The organism is Pulveribacter sp., assembly GCF_032079985.1.
Classification (GTDB): domain Bacteria; phylum Pseudomonadota; class Gammaproteobacteria; order Burkholderiales; family Burkholderiaceae_C; genus Melaminivora.
In genome coordinates this window covers 175049-193961 of the sequence record NZ_DAMATK010000004.1, presented here as the reverse complement: position 1 = coordinate 193961, position 18913 = coordinate 175049, and the positions used below count along the sequence as shown (strand labels likewise).

18 protein-coding genes are annotated in these 18913 nt (G+C 71.2%); 4 read left to right on the top strand and 14 right to left on the bottom strand.

What is annotated here, in order from left to right:
* The first annotated feature begins 141 nt into the window (after nucleotides 1-141).
* Nucleotides 142-750, top strand: a complete 609-nt coding sequence (locus RT282_RS13420; RefSeq protein ID WP_313314919.1) for an isochorismatase family cysteine hydrolase — start codon at nucleotides 142-144, stop codon at nucleotides 748-750.
* Here the strand turns inward: RT282_RS13420 and RT282_RS13415 are convergent.
* Together RT282_RS13415 and RT282_RS13410 are read right to left on the bottom strand one after the other, a co-directional pair.
* A complete protein-coding gene (locus tag RT282_RS13415; RefSeq protein WP_313082633.1) occupies nucleotides 747-1085 on the bottom strand; it encodes a hypothetical protein in 339 nt (112 codons plus the stop codon). The genes RT282_RS13420 and RT282_RS13415 overlap by 4 nt on opposite strands.
* Before the next feature lie 83 nt (nucleotides 1086-1168).
* Complete coding sequence (locus RT282_RS13410) at nucleotides 1169-2563, bottom strand: phospholipase D-like domain-containing protein (RefSeq protein WP_313314916.1); 1395 nt, start codon at nucleotides 2561-2563, stop codon at nucleotides 1169-1171.
* Between the two features lie 347 nt (nucleotides 2564-2910).
* On the opposite strand from RT282_RS13410, the gene nirK reads away from it, so the two are divergent.
* The gene (gene nirK / locus RT282_RS13405; protein ID WP_312303882.1) at nucleotides 2911-4404 is read left to right on the top strand and encodes a copper-containing nitrite reductase; all 1494 of its coding nucleotides are present in this window, start codon (nucleotides 2911-2913) and stop codon (nucleotides 4402-4404) included.
* Nucleotides 4405-4514: 110 nt separating this feature from the next.
* Here nirK and RT282_RS13400 read toward each other — a convergent pair whose 3' ends face one another.
* From RT282_RS13400 to RT282_RS13380, 5 genes are all read right to left on the bottom strand, one after another.
* Entirely contained in the window at nucleotides 4515-5870 is a 1356-nt protein-coding gene (locus RT282_RS13400) for an ATP-binding protein (protein ID WP_313314913.1), read from the bottom strand.
* Nucleotides 5867-6538 (bottom strand): response regulator transcription factor, encoded by a 672-nt coding sequence (locus tag RT282_RS13395; protein ID WP_312303887.1) that lies wholly within the window; start codon nucleotides 6536-6538, stop codon nucleotides 5867-5869. Before RT282_RS13395 ends, RT282_RS13400 begins: the two co-directional genes overlap by 4 nt.
* 65 nt (nucleotides 6539-6603) lie before the next feature.
* Nucleotides 6604-8088 (bottom strand): DegQ family serine endoprotease, encoded by a 1485-nt coding sequence (locus RT282_RS13390; RefSeq protein WP_313314911.1) that lies wholly within the window; start codon nucleotides 8086-8088, stop codon nucleotides 6604-6606.
* Nucleotides 8089-8234: 146 nt separating this feature from the next.
* The gene (gene arsC, locus RT282_RS13385) at nucleotides 8235-8615 is read right to left on the bottom strand and encodes an arsenate reductase (glutaredoxin) (RefSeq protein WP_312303893.1); all 381 of its coding nucleotides are present in this window, start codon (nucleotides 8613-8615) and stop codon (nucleotides 8235-8237) included.
* Between the two features lie 16 nt (nucleotides 8616-8631).
* Complete coding sequence (locus tag RT282_RS13380) at nucleotides 8632-10224, bottom strand: iron ABC transporter permease (RefSeq protein ID WP_313081829.1); 1593 nt, start codon at nucleotides 10222-10224, stop codon at nucleotides 8632-8634.
* A gap of 162 nt (nucleotides 10225-10386) precedes the next feature.
* Between RT282_RS13380 and RT282_RS13375 the strand changes: the two genes are divergently transcribed.
* Nucleotides 10387-11451 (top strand): ABC transporter ATP-binding protein, encoded by a 1065-nt coding sequence (locus tag RT282_RS13375; RefSeq protein ID WP_312303896.1) that lies wholly within the window; start codon nucleotides 10387-10389, stop codon nucleotides 11449-11451.
* 24 nt (nucleotides 11452-11475) lie between these two features.
* Here RT282_RS13375 and RT282_RS13370 read toward each other — a convergent pair whose 3' ends face one another.
* The 3 genes from RT282_RS13370 to RT282_RS13360 all read right to left on the bottom strand — a co-directional run bounded on the left by RT282_RS13370 (nucleotide 11476) and on the right by RT282_RS13360 (nucleotide 14884).
* Nucleotides 11476-12681: a Yip1 family protein gene (locus RT282_RS13370; RefSeq protein ID WP_312756712.1), complete on the bottom strand. Its 1206-nt coding sequence runs from the start codon at nucleotides 12679-12681 to the stop codon at nucleotides 11476-11478.
* Nucleotides 12682-12825: 144 nt separating this feature from the next.
* On the bottom strand, nucleotides 12826-13587 hold the full coding sequence (locus RT282_RS13365; protein WP_313314906.1) for a lysophospholipid acyltransferase family protein: 762 nt from the start codon (nucleotides 13585-13587) through the stop codon (nucleotides 12826-12828).
* 4 nt (nucleotides 13588-13591) lie between these two features.
* Nucleotides 13592-14884, bottom strand: coding sequence for a dihydroorotase (locus RT282_RS13360; RefSeq protein ID WP_313314904.1), 1293 nt, complete (start codon nucleotides 14882-14884; stop codon nucleotides 13592-13594).
* Nucleotides 14885-15291: 407 nt separating this feature from the next.
* Here RT282_RS13360 and RT282_RS13355 point away from each other — a divergent pair, with 407 nt between their 5' ends.
* Nucleotides 15292-16254 carry an IS110 family transposase gene (locus RT282_RS13355; protein ID WP_313314902.1) on the top strand — a complete coding sequence of 321 codons (963 nt, stop codon included), beginning with the start codon at nucleotides 15292-15294 and terminating at the stop codon, nucleotides 16252-16254.
* Nucleotides 16255-16307: 53 nt separating this feature from the next.
* Here RT282_RS13355 and RT282_RS13350 read toward each other — a convergent pair whose 3' ends face one another.
* The 4 genes from RT282_RS13350 to RT282_RS13335 are packed head-to-tail and all read right to left on the bottom strand — an operon-like array spanning nucleotide 16308 to nucleotide 18851.
* On the bottom strand, nucleotides 16308-17270 hold the full coding sequence (locus tag RT282_RS13350) for an aspartate carbamoyltransferase catalytic subunit (protein ID WP_409519488.1): 963 nt from the start codon (nucleotides 17268-17270) through the stop codon (nucleotides 16308-16310).
* A gap of 2 nt (nucleotides 17271-17272) precedes the next feature.
* On the bottom strand, nucleotides 17273-17794 hold the full coding sequence (gene pyrR / locus RT282_RS13345) for a bifunctional pyr operon transcriptional regulator/uracil phosphoribosyltransferase PyrR (RefSeq protein ID WP_312306254.1): 522 nt from the start codon (nucleotides 17792-17794) through the stop codon (nucleotides 17273-17275).
* Entirely contained in the window at nucleotides 17791-18234 is a 444-nt protein-coding gene (gene ruvX / locus RT282_RS13340) for a Holliday junction resolvase RuvX (protein ID WP_312306256.1), read from the bottom strand. Before ruvX ends, pyrR begins: the two co-directional genes overlap by 4 nt.
* Nucleotides 18231-18851 (bottom strand): YqgE/AlgH family protein, encoded by a 621-nt coding sequence (locus RT282_RS13335; RefSeq protein WP_313314899.1) that lies wholly within the window; start codon nucleotides 18849-18851, stop codon nucleotides 18231-18233. The genes ruvX and RT282_RS13335 overlap by 4 nt, the downstream gene beginning before the upstream one ends.
* Nucleotides 18852-18913: the final 62 nt, after the last annotated feature.

Here is an 18913-nt window from a genome sequence, read left to right as displayed (position 1 = left end):
CGCGCGGCGCGTAGGCGCGCGCCGTCATTGCGCGCGCTACCACGCCGGCAGGCGATGGCGGCCTTCCTACAGAGCGTGCGCGGGCTCGGCCTTATGTTGGACAGCCCGCCTGGTTTTCTCTCTCTTTCGGAGTTCTTTCGCATGCCCCCAAGCCGCGCACGCGCGCTGACCAGCACCCCGCTGCCCCACAGCGAGCAGGTCCTGCTGCTGGTGGACGTCATCAACCCCATGAACTTTCCTGCGGCCGAGAACCTGCTGCCCAGTGCCTGGGATGCGGCGCAGCGCGTGGCGCGGCTCAAAAAACGCCTGGCCGCGCGCGGCGCGACGGCCATCTACGCCAACGACAACTACGGCACCTGGCACAGCGAGTTCCGCGACATCCTGGCCGCCTGCCAGATGCTGCCGGGCCGGCGCGGCGCCATCGCGCGGCTGCTCACGCCCACGCCGCAGGACCTGGTCATCCTGAAGCCCCAGCACTCGGCGTTTCATTCCACGCCGCTGCAGCACCTGCTGGCGCGCATGGGCACGCGCAGGCTGGTCATCGTGGGCTGGGCGGCGGACATGTGCGTGATGCTCTCGGCCACCGACGCGCGCATGCTGGGGCACGAGGTCTGGGTGCCGCGCGACTGCATCGCCGCCGAAACGCCCGCGCGCTATGCGGCGGCCGTGCAGCAGCTGCAGGGGCCGTTCGACTGCACGGTGCGCCCGGCCTTTGGCAGCGGGGCGGCCGGCCGGCCTGCGGCCCGTTAGCGGGTTGTCGGTGCGGCGCCGGCCGGCGCGCCCATGCCTTCGCGACCGGGCGGCGTGGGGCTGTCGGTGCCCTCGGGCGTCACGCGCTGCGAGGTGCCGTCGCCCGGGGCGGTGGTGGCGGGCTGCTGGCGCTGCTCGGTCGCGGCCGGGGTGCCGGCCTCGTCCGGAGCACGCAGGCGGTCGCGCGGCGCCATCATGTTGAACGCCAGCACCGCCAGCACGACGACCACCAGCAGGATGGCGACGTAGCGCTTGATGCGCTTTTCGTCGCGCACAGTGGGAGGCGGTGGCGGGGCCGCGTCCTTGCGCGGCGGCGGAGGGGTGGCGGGACTCATGGCAGGCCTTTGTTCGGGGTGCGGCGGTGCGCGGCAGCCGCACGTTAGGAGCGCCCCGCCGCCCCGGCTGTAGGCCGGCGCCGCTACAGCTGAAAGCCCAGCGCCCGCACCACGCCTTCCAGCAGATCGCGCGGCAATGAAGGGGCGTGGGCCTTATAGGGCCGGGCCTGCGCGATGAGCCGCTGGCACCAGCCGGACAGCCAGCGCAGTTCGTCCTGGCCGTAGAACGCGGTCATGGCCTCGTAGTTCAGGAACAGACTGCGCGCATCCAGGTTGAGCGAGCCGGCCAGGGCCAGGTCGTCGTCGATCAGCACCGCCTTGGCGTGCAGCATGGCCGGCGACAGCCACACGCGCGCGCCGGCGGCCGCCAGCTGGCGCAGCGCGCGCTCGCGGGCGATGTCGGCCAGGCGGTGGTTGGAGCGCGCCGGCACCAGCAGGCTGACCTGCACGCCGCGCCGGCAGGCCAGGCACCAGGCGTCCAGCAGGCCGTCGTCGGGCACGAAGTACGGCGTGACGGCGACGATGCGCTGGCGCGCATGGAAGGCGCCGGCCATCAGCAGGGCATGTACCGTGTCATCGGCATGGTCCGGGCCGCTGGCGATCCACTGCGCCAACGCGCCGTGCTCGGGCGCGGGCAGCAGCGGCATGTGCGGGGCACGGCGCATGCGCCGCAGCATGCGGCCCTGGGCGATGCGCCAGTCGGTGCCGAACTGGATGTGGGCGTGCCCGGCCACGGGGCCGTGCACCTCGAAGCTCAGGTCCACCCAGGCCGGGCGGCCGGGCCGGTCCAGGAAGTACTCGCAGGCCAGGTTGCGCCCGCCGCTCCACAGGCGCCTGCCGTCGGCCACCACCAGCTTGCGGTGGTTGCGCAGGTTGGTGCGACCCTGCAGCGGGTTGTGCAGTAGCGGCATGAAGCGGCGCACCTGCACGCCCTGGCGCGCCAGCGCGCGCAGCAGGCCGGGGGGTGTCTGCAGGCTGCCCACGGCATCCACCAGCAGGCGCACGGCCACGCCGCGGTGTACGGCGCTCAGCAGCGCGCGCGAGACCTGGCGGCCGATCTCGTCGTGGGCGAAGACGTAGGTGCTCACGTCCAGCTGCTGGCGCGCCGAGGCGATGGTGGCCAGCAACCCGTCCAGCGCGTCGGCGCCGTCCCGGTGCAACACGATGTGGGTGTTGCGCACGGCGGGCGGCACCTCCATGCCGGCCAGCAGCTGCGCCGCCCAGGGCGGGCCCTCGCCCACGGGCGGCGCCTCCTGCCAATGGTGGCGGCGCCCGGGACGGGCGAACTTGCGCACGCCGAACAGCAAGAACAGCGGCAGCGTCACGTAGGGCAGCATGACCATGCCCAGCACCCAGCCCAGCGCCGCCGAGGGATGGCGCCGCTGGTGGTTGATGCGCGTGGCCAGCACGTAGATCAGCAGGCCCAGCACGACCACGATGGTGTGGCCCAGGCCGGACAGCAGCGCGATGCGGATCACGCCCGGCCTCCGGGCGGGGACCGGCGATGGGGATGGCACGGGCAGGCGAGCGCAGGCATGGCCACCGAGCATAGCGGGCCCCGCCGGCCGCTCAAAGGAGCGCGCAGTTCCCGCGCCGGCTGCTATTCAAAACATAGCTTCCAGCGCTTGTCCATCAAGCATTTCAGGCACTTTTTGGTAAAAACCGCTCACTGCCGCCCAGCATCTTGCTTGACGAAGATCAAGCAATCCGCGTCTTAATGTTCATTTTTCATTCACATTTAAATACCATAGCAACCGTCTCCACCGATGCACACGCAGCCGGCCAGAGGGGACACCGAAAGTTCATCTTCACAAGGAAGGTCACCATGCAAGCCCCCCGTTCGTTCCCCCGTCAGCCCCTGGCCTTTGCCGCTGCCGCCCTGTGCGCCGGCACGCTGGCCTTCGCAGCACTGGCCGGGCAACACGCCAGCCAGGGCCACCCCGCTCCCGCCGCCGTCAGCGCACCCGTTGAGACCGCCTCTGCAGACGCCGCCGCCAAACGCTTCGTGCTGGAGACCGGCATCGTCGACGGCAAGATGGTGTTCGTCGATGACCACGGCGTGGCCAATCCGGTGCTGCGCGCCGCCGTGGGCGACACGGTCGAGATCGTGCTGAAAAGCGGCGAAGGCGCCCAGCACGACCTGGCCATTGCCGAGCTGGGCGTGCAGTCGCCCAAGTTCGACGCCAGCACCGGCACCGTCACGGTGCGCTTCACGGTCACGCAGGCCGGCAGCTTCACGTATTACTGCACCATCCCGGGCCACCGCCAGATCGGCATGGAAGGCACCTTCGAGGCCGTGCCTGGCAACGGCAAGAGCGCCGCGCCCACGGCCGCCAAGGTCTCGCCCCTGAGCGGCGCGCAGCTGTACACCGCACCGGCCTCGCGCCCGGCGGATGCCGCCGCCATCAGCGTCGCCATGGATCCGGCCGCCGTGCCCGCCCCCATCGGCAACCGCGCCCCGCAGCTGCTCAAGTACCGCATGGAGACGGTGGAGCTGAACGGCAAGCTGGACAACGGCACCAGCTTCACCTACTGGACGTTCGACCGCAAGGTGCCCGGCCCCATGCTGCGCGCCCGCGTCGGCGACAGCGTCGAGCTGACCCTGGCCAACGCCCGCGACAGCAAGATGATCCACTCCATCGACCTGCACTCGGTCACCGGCGGGCACGGCGGCGGCGAGCACACCCAGGTCGCCCCGGGCCAGGAGAAGACCATCACCTTCAAGGCCTTGAAGCCCGGCCTGTACGTCTACCACTGCGCCACGCCGCTGGTGCCCCAGCACATCGCCGCCGGCATGTACGGCCTGATCCTGGTCGAACCCGAGGAAGGCCTGGCCAAGGTGGACCGCGAGTACTACGTGATGCAGGGCGACATGTACACCACCCGCCCGCACGGCGCCAAGACGCACCAGGAGGCCGATCTGGACAAGATGGCCGCCGAGCTGCCCGACTACTACGTCTTCAACGGCGCCGTGGGCTCGCTGACCAAGGAGCACAAGCTGACGGCCAAGGTGGGCGAGACGGTGCGCATCTACTTCGGCGTGGGCGGCCCGAACAAGATCTCGTCCTTCCACGTGATCGGCGAGATCTTCGACAAGGTCTACAGCGAAGGCTCCATCAGCTCGGTCAAGAAGGACGTGCAGACTACCCTGGTGGCCCCCGGCGGCGCGACCATCGTCGAGTTCAAGGTCGAGTACCCCGGCCAGTACGCCCTGGTGGACCACGCCCTGTCGCGTGCCGGCAAGGGTGCGGTGGGGGTGCTGGAGGTGACGGGCGCCAAGGACGACAGCGTCTACAAGGTGGGCGGCGCCGGTCGCTGAGGCCCTGCCGCTTTTCAAGGTCAAAACAGGCTCCAGCGCTTGCCAGTCAAGCACTGGCAGCTATCAAAACAGGAGTTGCAGCGGCGGTCCTAGGCGGGCCGCCGCTTCTTTTATGGCGCGCGCGGCAGCGCCAGCCGCACGCGCAGGCCGCCCAGCTGTGGCGCCGTCTGCAGCTGCAGCTGCGTGCCGTGCATGCGGGCGATGGCCTGGGCGATGGCCAGGCCGAGGCCGCTGCCGGCCACGGCCGTGCCGCTGCCGGCCTGCGCCCGGTGAAAGCGCTGCAGCACGCGCTCGCGCTCGGCCTCGGGGATGCCGGGGCCGTCGTCGTCCACCGTCAGCACCACAGCATCCGGCTGCGCCTGCAGCGCCACGTCCACGGTGCCGCCCTCGGGTGCGTACTTGACGGCGTTGTCCAGCAGGTTGCGCAGCAGGATGGCCAGCGCCTCGGCGTGGCCGCGCACCTGGGCGCCGGCCGCTTCGCCCTCCAGCGGCACCAGGCCCAGGTCGATGCCGCGCGCGTGCGCCGCCGGGGCGGCGTCCATCACCGCGCGCTGCACCAGCTCGGCCAGCACCAGGGGCTGCGGGGGCGCGCCGCTGGCCTGCGCCTCCTGGCGCGCCAGGGCCAGCAGCTGCTCGACCAGGCGCGTGGCCCGGTCGATGCCGGCCGTCAGCCGCGCGGCGGCGCGCTCGCGCGCGGCCTCGTCGTCGGCGCGCGCCAGTGCCTGGGCCTGCAGCCGCAGCGCCGCCAGGGGCGAGCGCAGCTCGTGCGCCGCATCGGCCACGAAGTGCTGCTGCGCCTCGAACGCCTGTTGCATGCGCGCCAGCAGCAGGTTCAGCTCATCGACCAGTGGCCGCACCTCGGCCGGCAGGCCGGCGCCGTCCACGGGCGACAGCTCGTCTGCCCGTCGCTGGGCCACCTGGCGGCGCACCCGCTCCACCGGTGCCAGCGAGCCGCTGACGGCCCACCAGGCGGCCAGCGCCAAGAGCGGCGCCATCAGCGCAATAGGCCAGGCCGTGCCCAGCGCCAGCTGGCGCGCCAGCGCGCGGCGCACGGCCATGTCCTGCGCCACCTGGATGACCTGCAACGGCGTGGCCACGGACAGCACGCGGTAGGTGCTGCCGCCCGCCTGCACGGTGGAAAAGCCCAGCACGGCGCGCTGCGGCAGGCCCAGGCCGATGTTGGACTCGAAGATGCGCAGGCCGTCGGCCGTCCAGACCTGCACCACGAACTCCGAACTCTCCTGCCCCGGCACCAGCGGGTCGCTGTACTCGCGCAGGCCCCACGCCGGCAGGCCCGGGCGCAGCGCCTGCGCCGTCTGCTGCATCTGGCGGTCGAATAGCGCGTCGGCCTCGGCCAGCGCCGCACGCCAAGCCAGCGCCGCCTGCGCCAGCACGCCCAGGGCGATGGCCACCAGCAGCGTCAGCAGCAGCCGCGCGCGCAGCGAGTGCGTGGCCCGGCCGCTCATGGCGCTCGCGCCGCCGCTGGCGGCACCATGTAGCCCACGCCTCGCACGGTGACGATCAGGCCCGCGCCCAGCTTCTTGCGCAGGCCGTGGATGTAGACCTCGACGGCGTTGCTGCTGATCTCCTCGCCCCAGCCGTAGAGCTTGTCCTCCAGCTGGGCGCGCGACAGCACGGCGCCGGGGCGCGCCAGCAGCGGCGTGAGCACGGCCCATTCACGCGCCGACAGCAGCACCGGCTGGCCGTGCACGCTGGCCTGGCGCGTGGCGGGGTGGATGGCCACGCCATCGCGCTCGTAGGTTTCGTCGCCGCCGGCGGCACGCCGCGCCAGGGCGCGGATGCGGGCCAGCAGCTCGTCCATGTCGAAGGGCTTGAGCAGGTAGTCGTCGGCGCCGGCGTCCAGGCCCTGCACGCGCTGGGCCACGGCGTCGCGCGCGGTGGTGATCAGCACGGGCGTGCGGTCGCGGCGTGCGCGCAGGTCGCGCAGCACCTGCAGGCCGTCACGCCCGGGCAGGCCCAGGTCCAGCAGCACCAGGTCGTAGGCCTGGGCGGCCAGGGCGGCGTCGGCCTGCGGGCCATCGCGCACCCAATCCACCGCGTGGTGCTCGGCGCGCAGCAGGTCCTGCACGGCCTCGCCGATCATGGCGTCGTCTTCGACCAGCAGCAGGCGCATGGCGCGGTCCTCACAGCTCGGGGGGGCATGCCGGCGAGGATAACGGCACGCCCCGCCCTGCCCTGTCAGCCCAGGCGCACAGGCACGAAGATGCGGTTGCCGTCACGCATCACCAGCAGCGCCACCGACTTGCCGGCCTTGGCCACGGCGCTGCGCACCTGGGCCACGTCGCGCGCCGGCGTGCCGTTGATGGCCAGCAGCACGTCGCCGTCCTGCACGCCGGCGCGGGCGGCGGGGCCGCTGGCCTGCTCAACCAGCAGGCCGCCTTCAACGCCCGCCTGGCGCTGCTCGTCGCGCTCCAGGGGGCGCAGCGCCAGGCCCAGGCGGCCCTGGGCGGCGCCCTGGCCGGCGCCGGCGTCGGCGACGGCCTTCTTGTCGGCGGCGTTGCCCAGCGTGGCAGTGAGCGTCTCGCTCGCACCCTTGCGCCACACCTCCAGCCGCACCCGGGCCCCCGGCTGGGACTGGCTGATGTAGGCCGGCAGGTCGCCCGAGCCCACGATGGGCTGGCCGTCGATGCTGCGGATCACGTCGCCCGACTGCAGGCCCGCCTTGTCGCCCGGGCCGCCCTTTTGCACGTCGGCCACCAGGGCGCCCTGCGGCTTGTCCAGACCGAAGGAGTCGGCCAGGGTCTGGTTGACCTCCTGCACCGTCACGCCCAGCCGCGCGTGGCTGACCTGGCCGGTGGCCAGGATCTGCTGCTGCACGCGCTCGGCCACCTCGATGGGAATGGCGAACGACACGCCCTGGTAGCCGCCCGAGCGGCTGTAGATCTGCGAGTTGATGCCCACCACCTCGCCGCGCGCGTTGAACAGCGGGCCGCCGGAGTTGCCCGGGTTCACCGCCACGTCGGTCTGGATGAAGGGCACGGCGCTGTCGTCGGGCAGGGCCCGGCCCTTGGCGCTGACCACGCCGGCCGTCACGCTGTTCTCGAAGCCGAAGGGCGAGCCGATGGCCAGCACCCATTCGCCCACGGCCAGCGACTTGGTGCTGCCCAGGCGCACGGTGGGCAGATGGGTCGCATCGATTTTGAGCACGGCCACGTCGGTCTGCGGGTCGGCGCCCAGCACCTTGGCGCGGAACTCGCGCCGGTCGGTCAGCTTGACGGTGACCTCGTCGGCGCCCTTGACCACGTGGGCGTTGGTCAGCACCACGCCGTCAGGGCTGACGATGAAGCCCGAGCCCTGGCCGCGCACCGGCACGTTCTGCGGCATGCGCGGGCCCTGCGGCGACATGCCGAAGCGGCGGAAGAACTCCTGCATGGGGTCGGGCACGCCGCTGTCCTCGTCATCGTCGCCCGCGGCCAGGGCCGTGCGGCGCGTGCCGCTGACGCTGATGTTGACCACGGCCGGGCCGTTCTGGGCCGTGATGGCGGCAAAGCTGGGCAGGGCCTCGCCGCCCGCCTGCAGGGCGGGCACGGGGGCGATGGCCGGGGGCGCCGCCATGGCGCGCGCCGGGTGGCTGCCGATCAGCCCGGCGCCCGTGGCGCCCAGCGCGCCGGCGGCCACCAGGGCCAGGATCAGTCTGCGGGGGGTGGAGGTGAGGGTGTTCATGGCCTGCCTTTCAAGCGTGGTGATCACGATGAAAGGCAGTGTGCGCGGCGGCGCTTAAGCCAATCTTAGGTGGCGGCGAAACCCAGGTTTATTCAAAATTGATAGCTGCCAGCGCTTGTCCAGAAAGGGTTGGAGGCCGATTTTGCTTACAAAATCTCCAGCACCCGCTCGGGCGGGCGGCACAGCAGCGCGCCGCGCGGGGTGACGACGATGGGGCGGTTCAGCAGCTCGGGGTGGCCGGCCACGGCGGCGATCAGCTCCTCGTCGCTGCGCGCCGCATCCTGCAGGCCCAGGTCGGCGTAGGCGGCCTCCTTGCTGCGCAGCAGCTCGCGCACCGGCACGCCCAGGCGCGCCACCAGGGCGCGCAGCTGCGCCGCGTCCAGCGGCTGGGCGAGGTAGTCCACGATAGTCGGCTCGATGCCGCGTTCGCGCAGCAGCGCCAGCGCGCCGCGCGAATTGCTGCAGCGGGCGTTGTGGTAGATGGTGATGTCGGGCCGGGCGGTGGCCGGGGTCGTCGTGCTCGTCATGCCGGCCAGTGTAGGTTCAGCGCCGCGCGGCGCGCAGGGTGCGGCTGAGCAGGATCACCGGCACCAGGCCCACGGCCACCAGCGCCAGCGAGGGCAGCGCCGCCTCGCCCAGGCGCTCGTCGCGCGCCAGCTGGTAGGCCACTACGGCCAGGGTGTCGCTGTTGAAGGGGCGCAGCACCATGGTGGCGGGCAGCTCCTTCATCACGTCCACGAAGACCAGCAGCGCGGCCGCCGCGGCCGAGCGCTTGAGCAGCGGCCAGTGCACGCGCGCCAGCAGCCGCGTGCCGCCCACGCCCAGCATGCGCGAGGAGTCGTCCAGACTCATGGGAATGCGCGCGTAGCCGCTTTGCACCGACTGCAGCGCCACGGCGCAAAAGCGCACCAGGTAGGCCCAGACGATGCCCACGGCCGTGGCGGTGAGCAGCGCAGGCACGCGCGCCTCGGGCCAGGCCGCCTGCACCCAGCCCACGGGCAGCAGCAGGCCGACGACGATGACGGCGCCGGGCACGGCGTAGCCCAGGCTGGCCAGCCGCACCACGGCGCGGGTGAAGGTGTCGCGGCTTCGGCGCACGGCGAAGGCCAGTACGAAGGAGATGGCCACCGCCAGGGCCGCCGTGATGGACCCCAAGCGCACGCTGTTGCCGGCCCATTCGATGAAGCGGCCCCAGGGCAGCACCGACCAGTCGGCCGCCAGCGGACGCAGCATGAACAGCACCGGCGCAAAAAAGCCCATGACCACCGGCACCAGGCACACGCCCCAGGCCAGCGCCACGCCCCAGCCGGCCAGCGGCTGCGGCTGGGCCTCGGCCGAGCCCGCGCGTCCCACGCCGCCGGCGGCAAAGCGCATGCGCCGCTGGGCGCGCAGCTCCAGGTGCAAAAGCAGCGCCACCAGCACCAGCAAGATGGTTGCCAGCTGCGCGGCGGCCAGGCGGTCGTCCATGGCCAGCCACGCCTTGTAGATGCCCACGGTGAAGGTCTGGATGCCGAAATAGCTGGTCACGCCGAAGTCCGCCAGCGTCTCCATCAGCACCAGCGCCACGCCGGCGGCCACGGCCGGGCGCGCCAGCGGCAGCGCCACCTGCATGATGCGCCGCCCGGGCGAAGCACCCAGCAGGCGCGCCGCCTCCATCAGGTGCGCCGCGCGCTCGGACAACGCCGTGCGCGCCAGCAGATACACGTAGGGGTAGAGCGAGAAAATGAACACCCACACGGCCCCCCACAGGCTGCGCACCTCGGGCAGCAGCCGGCCTTCGAGGCCGAAGGTCTCGCGCAGCCAGACCTGTAGCGGGCCGCTGAACTGCAGGAAGTCGGTATAGGCGTAGGCCGTCACGTAGGCCGGCATGGCCAGGGGCAGCAGCAGCAGCCACTCCATGAGGCGACGGCCGGGAAAGTCGAACAGCGTCACGGCGGCCGCGCCAGCCGTGCCCACCACGGCCGCGCCCAGGGCCACGGCCAGGCCCAGCCAGACGGTGGTCCACAGGTATTCGGGCAGCACGGTGGCGGCCATCTCACGCACGATGGCGCCGGCCTGCTGGCCTGCGGTCGTACCGGGGAGCCAGGCCGAGAACACGGTGAGCACCGGCAGCACCAGAGCCAACGCCAGCAGCATCAGGAAGACAGTGCGCAGCGGCGCGGCGAGGGAGCGGTGCAAAGGAAAAAGCGGGAGGTGGAGAAAGGACGGGCGCCCGGCGCCCGCACGGCACGCCGGCGCGGCGGCCGGGCAATGCAAATGGGAACGATTCTACGCGGCAAGGCGCCTAGAATCCGGCCCATGTTCCTGGAAGTTTCCCAACTGGACGTGCGCTACGGCGCGCGGGCGCAGGCCGCCGTGCACGATGTGACCCTGGGCCTGGCCGCCGGCGAGATCGGCGTGCTGATCGGCCCCTCGGGCTGCGGCAAGACCACGCTGCTGCGCGCCGTGGCCGGGCTGGAGCCGGTGGCCGGCGGCAGCATCCGGCTGGGCGGCGAACTGGTGGGCGCGCCGGGGCGCAGCCTGCCGCCGGAGGAGCGGCGCATCGGCATGGTGTTCCAGGACTACGCCCTGTTCCCGCACCTGTCCGTGGGCCGCAACGTGGCCTTCGGCGTGCACGGCCTGCCCCGGCCCGAGCAGGAGCAGCGCGTGCGCGAGGCGCTGGCGCTGGTCGGCCTGGAGGGCAGCCAGGGCCGTTTTCCGCACGAGTTGTCGGGCGGGCAGCAGCAGCGCGTGGCGCTGGCGCGCGCCCTGGCGCCGCGTCCACGCCTGATGCTGCTGGACGAGCCCTTCTCTAACCTGGACGTGGACCTGCGCGAGCGCCTGGCGCACGAGGTGCGCGCCATCTTGAAGGCGGCCGGCGCCACGGCGCTGTTCGTCACGCACGACCAGATGGAAGCCTTTGCCATTGGCGACCGCATCGGTGTGCTGGAGAGCGGCCACCTGCACCAGTGGGACGACGCTTATGCCCTGTACCACCGTCCGGCCACGCGCTTCGTGGCCAGCTTCATCGGCCACGGTGTGTTCGCCCCGGCCGAACTGGTGAGCCAGGGCGGTCACGTGGTGGCGCGCACGCCGCTGGGGGACCTGACCGACATCGACGGCTGCCCCCTGCCCTCGGCCTACGACCTGGGCCTGTGCGACGTGCTGCTGCGCCCGGACGATGTGGTGCACGAGGACGGCGCGCCGGTGCAGGCGCGGGTGCTGCGCAAGTCCTTTCGCGGGGCGGAGTTCCTGTACACGCTGGAGCTGGCCGGCGGCCTGACGGTGATGGCCCACGTGCCCAGCCACCATGACCACGCCGTGGGCGAGTGGATAGGTATCCGCCCGCAGGTGGACCACGTGGTCACCTTCGCCCGGACCTGAGCCGGGCGCGGGCGGGAACCCCCATCAGGGCTGCTTGGCGGCCGGGCGCTGCAGGCGCTCCAGCGCGCCCAGGTCGATCTGTGCCATGGCGGCCTGCACCTGATCGAAGGGCACGTTCGTGCCCTCCACGCTGACCAGCACGCCGTTCTTCAGGATGGCGCGCAGCTCGGCGTGGCTGCCGTCCTTGGCGTAGCTTTGCTGCATGGTGCGGCCGTTGTCCTGCCAGGTCTTCTCCACCGAATCCTGCGTCTCGCTCTCGCCCTGCACCAGGCCGGCCATCTGCGCCAGCTGGCCCATGGGACCGCCATCCACGATGGAAACGTTGACCGTGCGCTCGCCGCTGCCGTATTCGGCCTCGGCCTGGCTGATGGCCAGGCCCAGGGCCGCGCCGTCGTGTACGTTGAAAGAGGTGCGCGGCAGTCCGGCCACGCTGGCAGGCAGGGCCGCCTTGAGGGCCGCCACGCCTGCCGAAGAAGTACCAGCGGCAGCGGCACCCGCGCCGGGCGCGCCGCCTGATTGCGCCGCCTGGGTGGCCTTGTCCGCGGCCTCCTGCATTTTCCTGCCCATCTCTTCCAGTCGGGCGGTATCCACCGTCACCCGGCCCTGCGGCGTGTCAATGGACACGGCGGGCGCCCCGCCCGAGCCGCCCATCAGCCCCGGCGCACTGGGCGTGACCAGCGACACCACGGCGCCCATCACCAGGCCCATGGCCAGCGCTGCCAGCACCACCACGGCCGTGTAAGGCAGCGCTCGGGCGGCAGGACTGCGCATCAGCACCGGCAGACCCAGGTACAGCAGGTACAGCGAATACAGCGCCGCCACCAGGCCCAGGATGGCCAGCAGTGGCAACAGACTGAACACACCGCCCAGCATGGCGGCCGTGCTGGCATACACCGCCACCTTCAGCGCCTGCAGCGGGTTGCGAGTGCCGCCGAACGTGGGCGCCAGTGCGTTGATCACCAGCGACAGCACGTACACCCCGATGATGCTGAGCACATAGGACAGCACCATGCTGGCCAACCCCGAGGCGAATGGCACGCGAAAGCGATACCCCATGCCGCCCACGCCGATCAGCGACAAGCCGATAAAGCCGCACACGGCAGGGATGGCCGCCAGGATCATCAGGTAGCCGGTGAACAGCTGACCGGTGGTGGCCGGCTCGGTGTCGATGGCGGCCCAGGCCTCGCGTGGCCTGAGCAAGATGGCGGTTGCGCGTTCTACGAGTCCCATGGTGTCCCCTCCTTGTCCATTTGTTTGCGGTTTACCGATGCCAAGCGCCAAGCCGCGCTTGGCGAGGCGCGAACCTTAGCCCAGCACAGTGACACCTGCGCCCATGCAAACAGAAAGTTACAGCCTGCTCGTGGCGCCTACGCGTCAGCCCTGGCGCAACCGCTCCACGCCCGCCTGCAGCGACCGCGCCCAGGCGCGTCGGTCACGGCCGGCCGACGGCTCGGGCTCGCCAAAGTGCACCTGCGCCACCAGCGCTGGCGCGGCCAGGGTGCGCCAGACGGCGCGCAACAGGCTCTCGTCGCCCGGCCAGCAGGGCGCGTAGCTGGGCGCGCCGCTGGCGGCGTCGGCAAAGCCCAGGGCCACGGGCTGCACCGGCGCGCCGCTGGCGATGGCCGACTGCAGCAAATTGGCGTGGAAAGGCAGCAGCGCTCGCCCGTCGCCCGTCGTGCCCTCGGGAAAGACGGCCAGCACCTGGCCTTGCTCCAGCGCGCCGCGCATCAGCTCCAGCGTGCGCAGCATGCCGCGGCGCGACTCGCGCGCCAGGTAGAGCGTGCCGGCGGCGGTGGCCAGGGTGCCCACCAGCGGCCAGTCCTGCACGTCGTCCTTGGAGACGAAGCGGCAGTAGCGCGCCGCGTGCAGCATGGGGATGTCCAGCCAGGACGAGTGGTTGGCCACCAGCAGCACCGGCCCGGCCAGGGGCGGCGTGCCGCGCACCTGCAGCCGGATGCCGGCACGGCCCAGCAGCGCCAGCGACCAGGCCTGCACGCGGGCCTGGCGCTGGTCCTCCTGCAGCCGGGGAAAGCGCAGCGCCACAATGGCCAGGCCCTGCAGCAGGTGGGCGGCGATGCGGGCCAGCCGCCACAGCGCGCGCAGCGTGCGCCCAGCGCGCAGGCCGAGACGGCCCACCTTCTCAGCGCTCGAACGCGATCTGTCCGCCCACCAGGGTGGTGCGCACGCGCGCCGGCAATTCGTAGCCGGAGAACGGCGTGTGCCGGCCCTGGCTGGCCAGGGCGTCGGCCTGCACCGTCCAGTGGGCGCCGGGGTCGACGACGCACAGGTCGCCCACGCCGCCCTCGGCGATGCGGCCCACGCTGGCCTGCAGCGTGCCCAGCGACGCGCCCAGCACCCGTGCCGGCTCGGCGGTGATGGCCGCCAGCGCGCGCGCCAAAGGCACGCCGGCGTCCTGCGACCACTTGACGGCCACGGACAGCAGCAGCTCCAGCCCGGTGGCGCCGGCCTCGGCCTCGGCAAAGGGCAGCGCCTTGGCGTCATCGTCCACCGGCGTGTGGTCGGAAACCAGCGCGTCGATGGTGCCGTCGGCCAAGCCGGCGGACAGCGCCTCGCGGTCGCGCTGCTGGCGCAGCACGGGCGTGAGGCGCGCGCGGCTGTCGAAGTAGCCGATGTCGGTGTCGGTGAACATGAGCGAGTTGATGCTCACGTCGCAGCTGACGGCCAGGCCCGCCGCCTTGGCCTGGCGCACCAGCTCCACCCCGGCACTGCTGGACAGGCGGCACAGGTGCACGCGCGCACCGGTGCTCTTCATCAGCTCGAAGATGGTGTGCAGCGCGATGGTCTCGGCCGCCACGGGCACGCCCGACAGGCCCATGCGCGTGGCCAGCGGGCCGCTGGCGGCCACGCCGCGGCCCAGGTGCAGTTCCTGCGGGCGCAGCCAGACGGTGTAGCCGAAGGTGGCGGCGTACTGCAGCGCGCGCTGCAGCACCTGGGTGCTGGGCAGTTGCACCTCGGCCTGGGAAAAGCCCACGCAGCCGGCCTCGGTCAGCTCGGCCATCTCGGTCAGCACCTCGCCGGCCAGGCCGCGCGTGAGCGCCCCCAGCGGGAACAGGCGCGCCTGATGCAGCTTCTCGGCGCGGAACTTCAGCATCTGCACCAGGCCGGGCTCGTCCAGCACCGGGTCGGTGTCGGGCGGGCAGACCAGGCTGGTCACGCCGCCGGCCACGGCCGCGGCCATTTCGGATTCGAGCATGCCCTCGTGCTCGTAGCCGGGTTCGCGCAGCCGCGCAGCCAGGTCCACCAGGCCGGGCAGGACCAGGCAGCCGCTGGCGTCGATGCGCCGCGCGGGCATGAAGCCCTCGGGCAGCCGGTCCACGGCGATGATGCGCCCGGCCGCCAGCGCCACGCTGCACACCTTGTCCAGCCCGCTGGCGGGGTCGATGACGCGGCCGTTCTCGATCAGGATTTTCATGGTTTATCAGCCAAAGTGGCCGCTAACGCTTTCTGGATAAGCGCGAGCAGCTATAAAACATATAGCAAACCTTGCTTTCCGGGTCCGCTCGTTCGCGCACCCGTCAAGCCAGCAGCCGCCGTGGATCCGGCTGCGCCGGTCCACCAGCGGCGTCCCCCCTCCCTCGCGCAGCGCGGACAAAGAGGGGGGAAGGCGCGCAGCGCCTTGTATCTTCTACCTGACCACCGCGGTAAAGTCTGACAGCCCTTGAGGCAGCCAGACCGGCCCGTGCAGTTTGGTAGCGACTTGGGTATTCAGGCCCGTCCCTGAGTACACAACGCACGTGTGCCGCGCTGGTCTTCATTGATCCCGAACGGTTACGCGCGCCTTCGCTGAGCGCGCATGTACAAGCATGGGAGTTGAAGATCATGTCTGCTTTGTCAGTGACGGTGGGCATCGACGTGGCCAAGGCCCACGTGGATGTCTGTGTGCTGGACGCCAACGGCGCTGTCCAGCGGTTTGCCAACGATGCCGATGGCCACTCGGCGCTGGCCGCTGCCTTGCAGCCCTTGGGCGTAGGGCTTGTGGCGATGGAGGCCACCGGTGGCTATGAAGCAGCCCTGGCGTGTGCGCTGCAAGCCTCGGGCCTGCCCGTGGCGGTGCTCAACCCGCGCCAGGCGCGGGACTTTGCCAAGAGCATGGGGCGCCTGGCCAAGACCGATGCGGTGGATGCGCGCATGCTGGCCGAGATGGCGGCGGTGCTCGTGCGCCGTGAGGACCTGGCGCGCTTTGTTCGCCCCCTGGCCGATGAATGCCAGCAGTGGCTGTCTGCTCTGGTCACGCGCCGGCGCCAGTTGCTGGCCATGCTGGGCAGTGAGCGCCAGCGCCTGCAGATCACCCCAAGAAAGCTGCACCCGAGCATCCAGGCCATCGTCGCTGCAATCAAAGCGCAACTCGATGACTTGGAGGCGCAGATGGTGGGCCACGTGGGCGAGCACTTCGGCGAGCTCGACCGGCTGCTGCAGTCGGCCAGCGGGATTGGACCGGTGGCCAGTGCCACGCTGATTGCGCAATTGCCCGAACTGGGCCGGCTTAACCGCCGCGAGATCGCAGCTTTGGTGGGCGTAGCTCCCATGTCCAACGATTCGGGCAACCGAAAAGGCCGCCGCAGGGTGCAAGGCGGGCGCTTTGAGATACGGCGTGTGCTGTACATGGCTACGCTGACTGCTGCGCGCTACAACCCTGCCATTCGGGCTTTCTACGAACGCCTCAAGGGTGCCGACAAGCTGCCCAAGGTGGCCCTGGTGGCATGCATGCGCAAGCTTCTGACCATGCTCAACGCCATGGTCAGAACGGGCAAGCCTTGGGATGCTTCGCTTCATAGGGCTTGACTTTGAAGACGGTTACTCAGGGGGGTGTTCCCCGTCCTGCGGCTCAGGGGGGTTCAAGCCTCGTTCCCCGCCACGATGGACATGACGGCCATGCGCACCGCGATGCCGAAGGTGACCTGCGGCAGGATCACCGCCTGCGGGCCGTCCACCACGGCGGAGTCGATCTCCACGCCGCGGTTGATGGGGCCGGGGTGCATGACGATGGCGTCGGGCTTAGCCAGCCGCAGCTTCTCCGGTGTGAGGCCGAAGCTCTTGAAATATTCCTGGCTGGAGGGCAGCAGCGCGCCGCTCATGCGCTCGTTTTGCAGCCGCAGCATGATGACCACGTCGCAGCCCCTGATGCCCTCCTCCAGGCTGTGGAACACGCGCACGCCCATGTGCGACAGGTCGCCGGGCACCAGCGTGCGCGGGCCGACCACGCGCACCTCGGCCGCGCCCAGCGTGGTCAGGGCGTGGATGTCCGAGCGCGCCACGCGCGAGTGCAGCACGTCGCCGACGATGGCCACCGTCAGGTTGGAGAAATCGCGCTTGTAGTGCCGGATGGTGTACATGTCCAGCAGCCCCTGCGTGGGGTGCGAGTGCCGGCCGTCGCCGGCGTTTACCACGTGCACGTGCGGCGCCACGTGCTGGGCGATCAGGTAGGGCGCGCCCGACTCGCTGTGGCGCACCACGAACAGGTCGGCCGCCATGGCCGAGAGGTTGTCGATGGTGTCCAGCAGCGTCTCGCCCTTGGCGGTGGAGCTGCGCGCGATGTCCAGGTTGAACACGTCGGCCGACAGGCGCTTGGCGGCGATCTCGAAGGTGGTGCGGGTGCGCGTGCTGTTCTCGAAGAACAGGTTGAACACGCTCTTGCCGCGCAAGAGCGGCACCTTCTTCACCTCGCGGTCGTTGACGCTGACGAAGTTGGCGGCCGTGTCCAGGATGTGGGTCAGCGTGTCGCGCGGCAGCCCTTCGATGGACAGCAGGTGGATCAGCTCGCCGTTCTTGTTGAGTTGGGGGTTGCGCTTGTACAGCACCGTCAGGCCTCTTTGACGTCGAAATGGAAGGCGCCCGCTTCGGTGCGCGCCAGCGCCAGCGACTGGCTGGCCGGCAGCGCCACACGGGCGGCGGCGAACTCGGCGGCGATCGGCAGCTCGCGCCCGCCGCGGTCCACCAGCACTGCCAGACGCACGCGGGCCGGGCGGCCATAGTCGAACAGCTCGTTGAGCACGGCGCGCACGGTGCGGCCGGTGTAGAGCACGTCATCCAGCAGCAGGATGTCGGCGCCGTTCACGTCGAAGGGCAGCTGGGTCTGCGCGCTGGCGGCCAGGCCGCGGCGGGCGAAGTCGTCGCGGTGCAGCGACGAGGACAGCACGCCGGGCGCCTCCGCCAGGCCCAGGTCGCGCTGCAGCCGCGCGGCCAGCCAGGCGCCCCCGGAGGTGATGCCGGCCAGGCGCGTTCCGGGGGCAAGCAGCGCACGCACGCCGCGCGCGAGCTCCGCGTACAGCGCCTCGGCGTCCAGCAGCAGGTGGCCGGGGCGGGTGGCGTCAGGGGTGGTCATTGGGAAAGGCTCCTCAGAAACTGTTCCAGGATGATGCAGGCCGCGCCGGCATCGGCGTCGCGCGCACCGTCCTCCAGCGCGGCGGTGGTGCTGTAGCGCTCGTCCACGCCGTACACGGGCAGGCCGAAGCGGCCACGCAGCTGGCGGGCGAACTTCAGGGCACGGGCGGTGTTCTCGTGGGCAGTGCCATCGGGGTGGACGGGAATACCCACCACCAGCGCGTCGGGCTGCCATTCGCGGAGGCGCTCGGCCACCTGGGCGAAGCGGGCGTCGGCCCCCTCGGCGCGTATGGTGGGCTGGGGCGTGGCCGTGCCCAGCATGCGCGTGCCTACGGCCACGCCCGTGCGCTTGGCACCGAAGTCGAGGGCCAGGAAGCTCTGGAAGTGCGGGGGGACCGCGTCAGCGGCAGGGGTGATGACGGCGGCGGACTGGCCGCTCATGCGTGCCCCGCCTCGGGCGAGAGCATCCAGGACTGCAGGCCCAGCAGGGCCAAAGCGCGGTCGTAGCGCTCCGGCACGGGGGCGTCGAAGATGACCTGCGGGTCGGCCTCCACGGTCAGCCAGCTGTTTTCCGCCAGCTCGGATTCGAGCTGCCCTTCGCCCCAGGAGGCATAGCCCAGCGTGACCAGCACGCGCCGCGGGCCCACACCGTGGGACAGGGCTTCGAGCACGTCCTTGGAGGTAGTCATCTGCAGATAGCCGCCGGCGATCGACAGGGTGGAAGCGTAGGGCGACTGGTCGCCGTCATCCTGCACCGCCTGCTCGGTCTGCATGACGTCGTGCAGCACGAAGCCGCGCTCGGTCTGCAGCGGGCCGCCGTGGAAGACGGGGGATGCGGCCAGGTCCTTGCGGCCCAAGGTCAGGTCCACCTTCTCCAGCAGGCCTTCCAGCTTGATGCCCATGGGCTTGTTGATCACCAGCCCAAGCGCGCCGCGCTCGCTGTGCTCGCACAGATAGACCACGCTGCGCGAGAAGAACGACTCACTTTCCTCCAGACCCGGCATGGCGATGAGGAAGTGGTGGGTCAGATTCATCGTGGGCATGCTGGAGGCGGACATGCACCGATTTTACGGCCTTGACCTGCCGCCCGCCGCTCGCCATGTCCCTGGATGCCGCACGT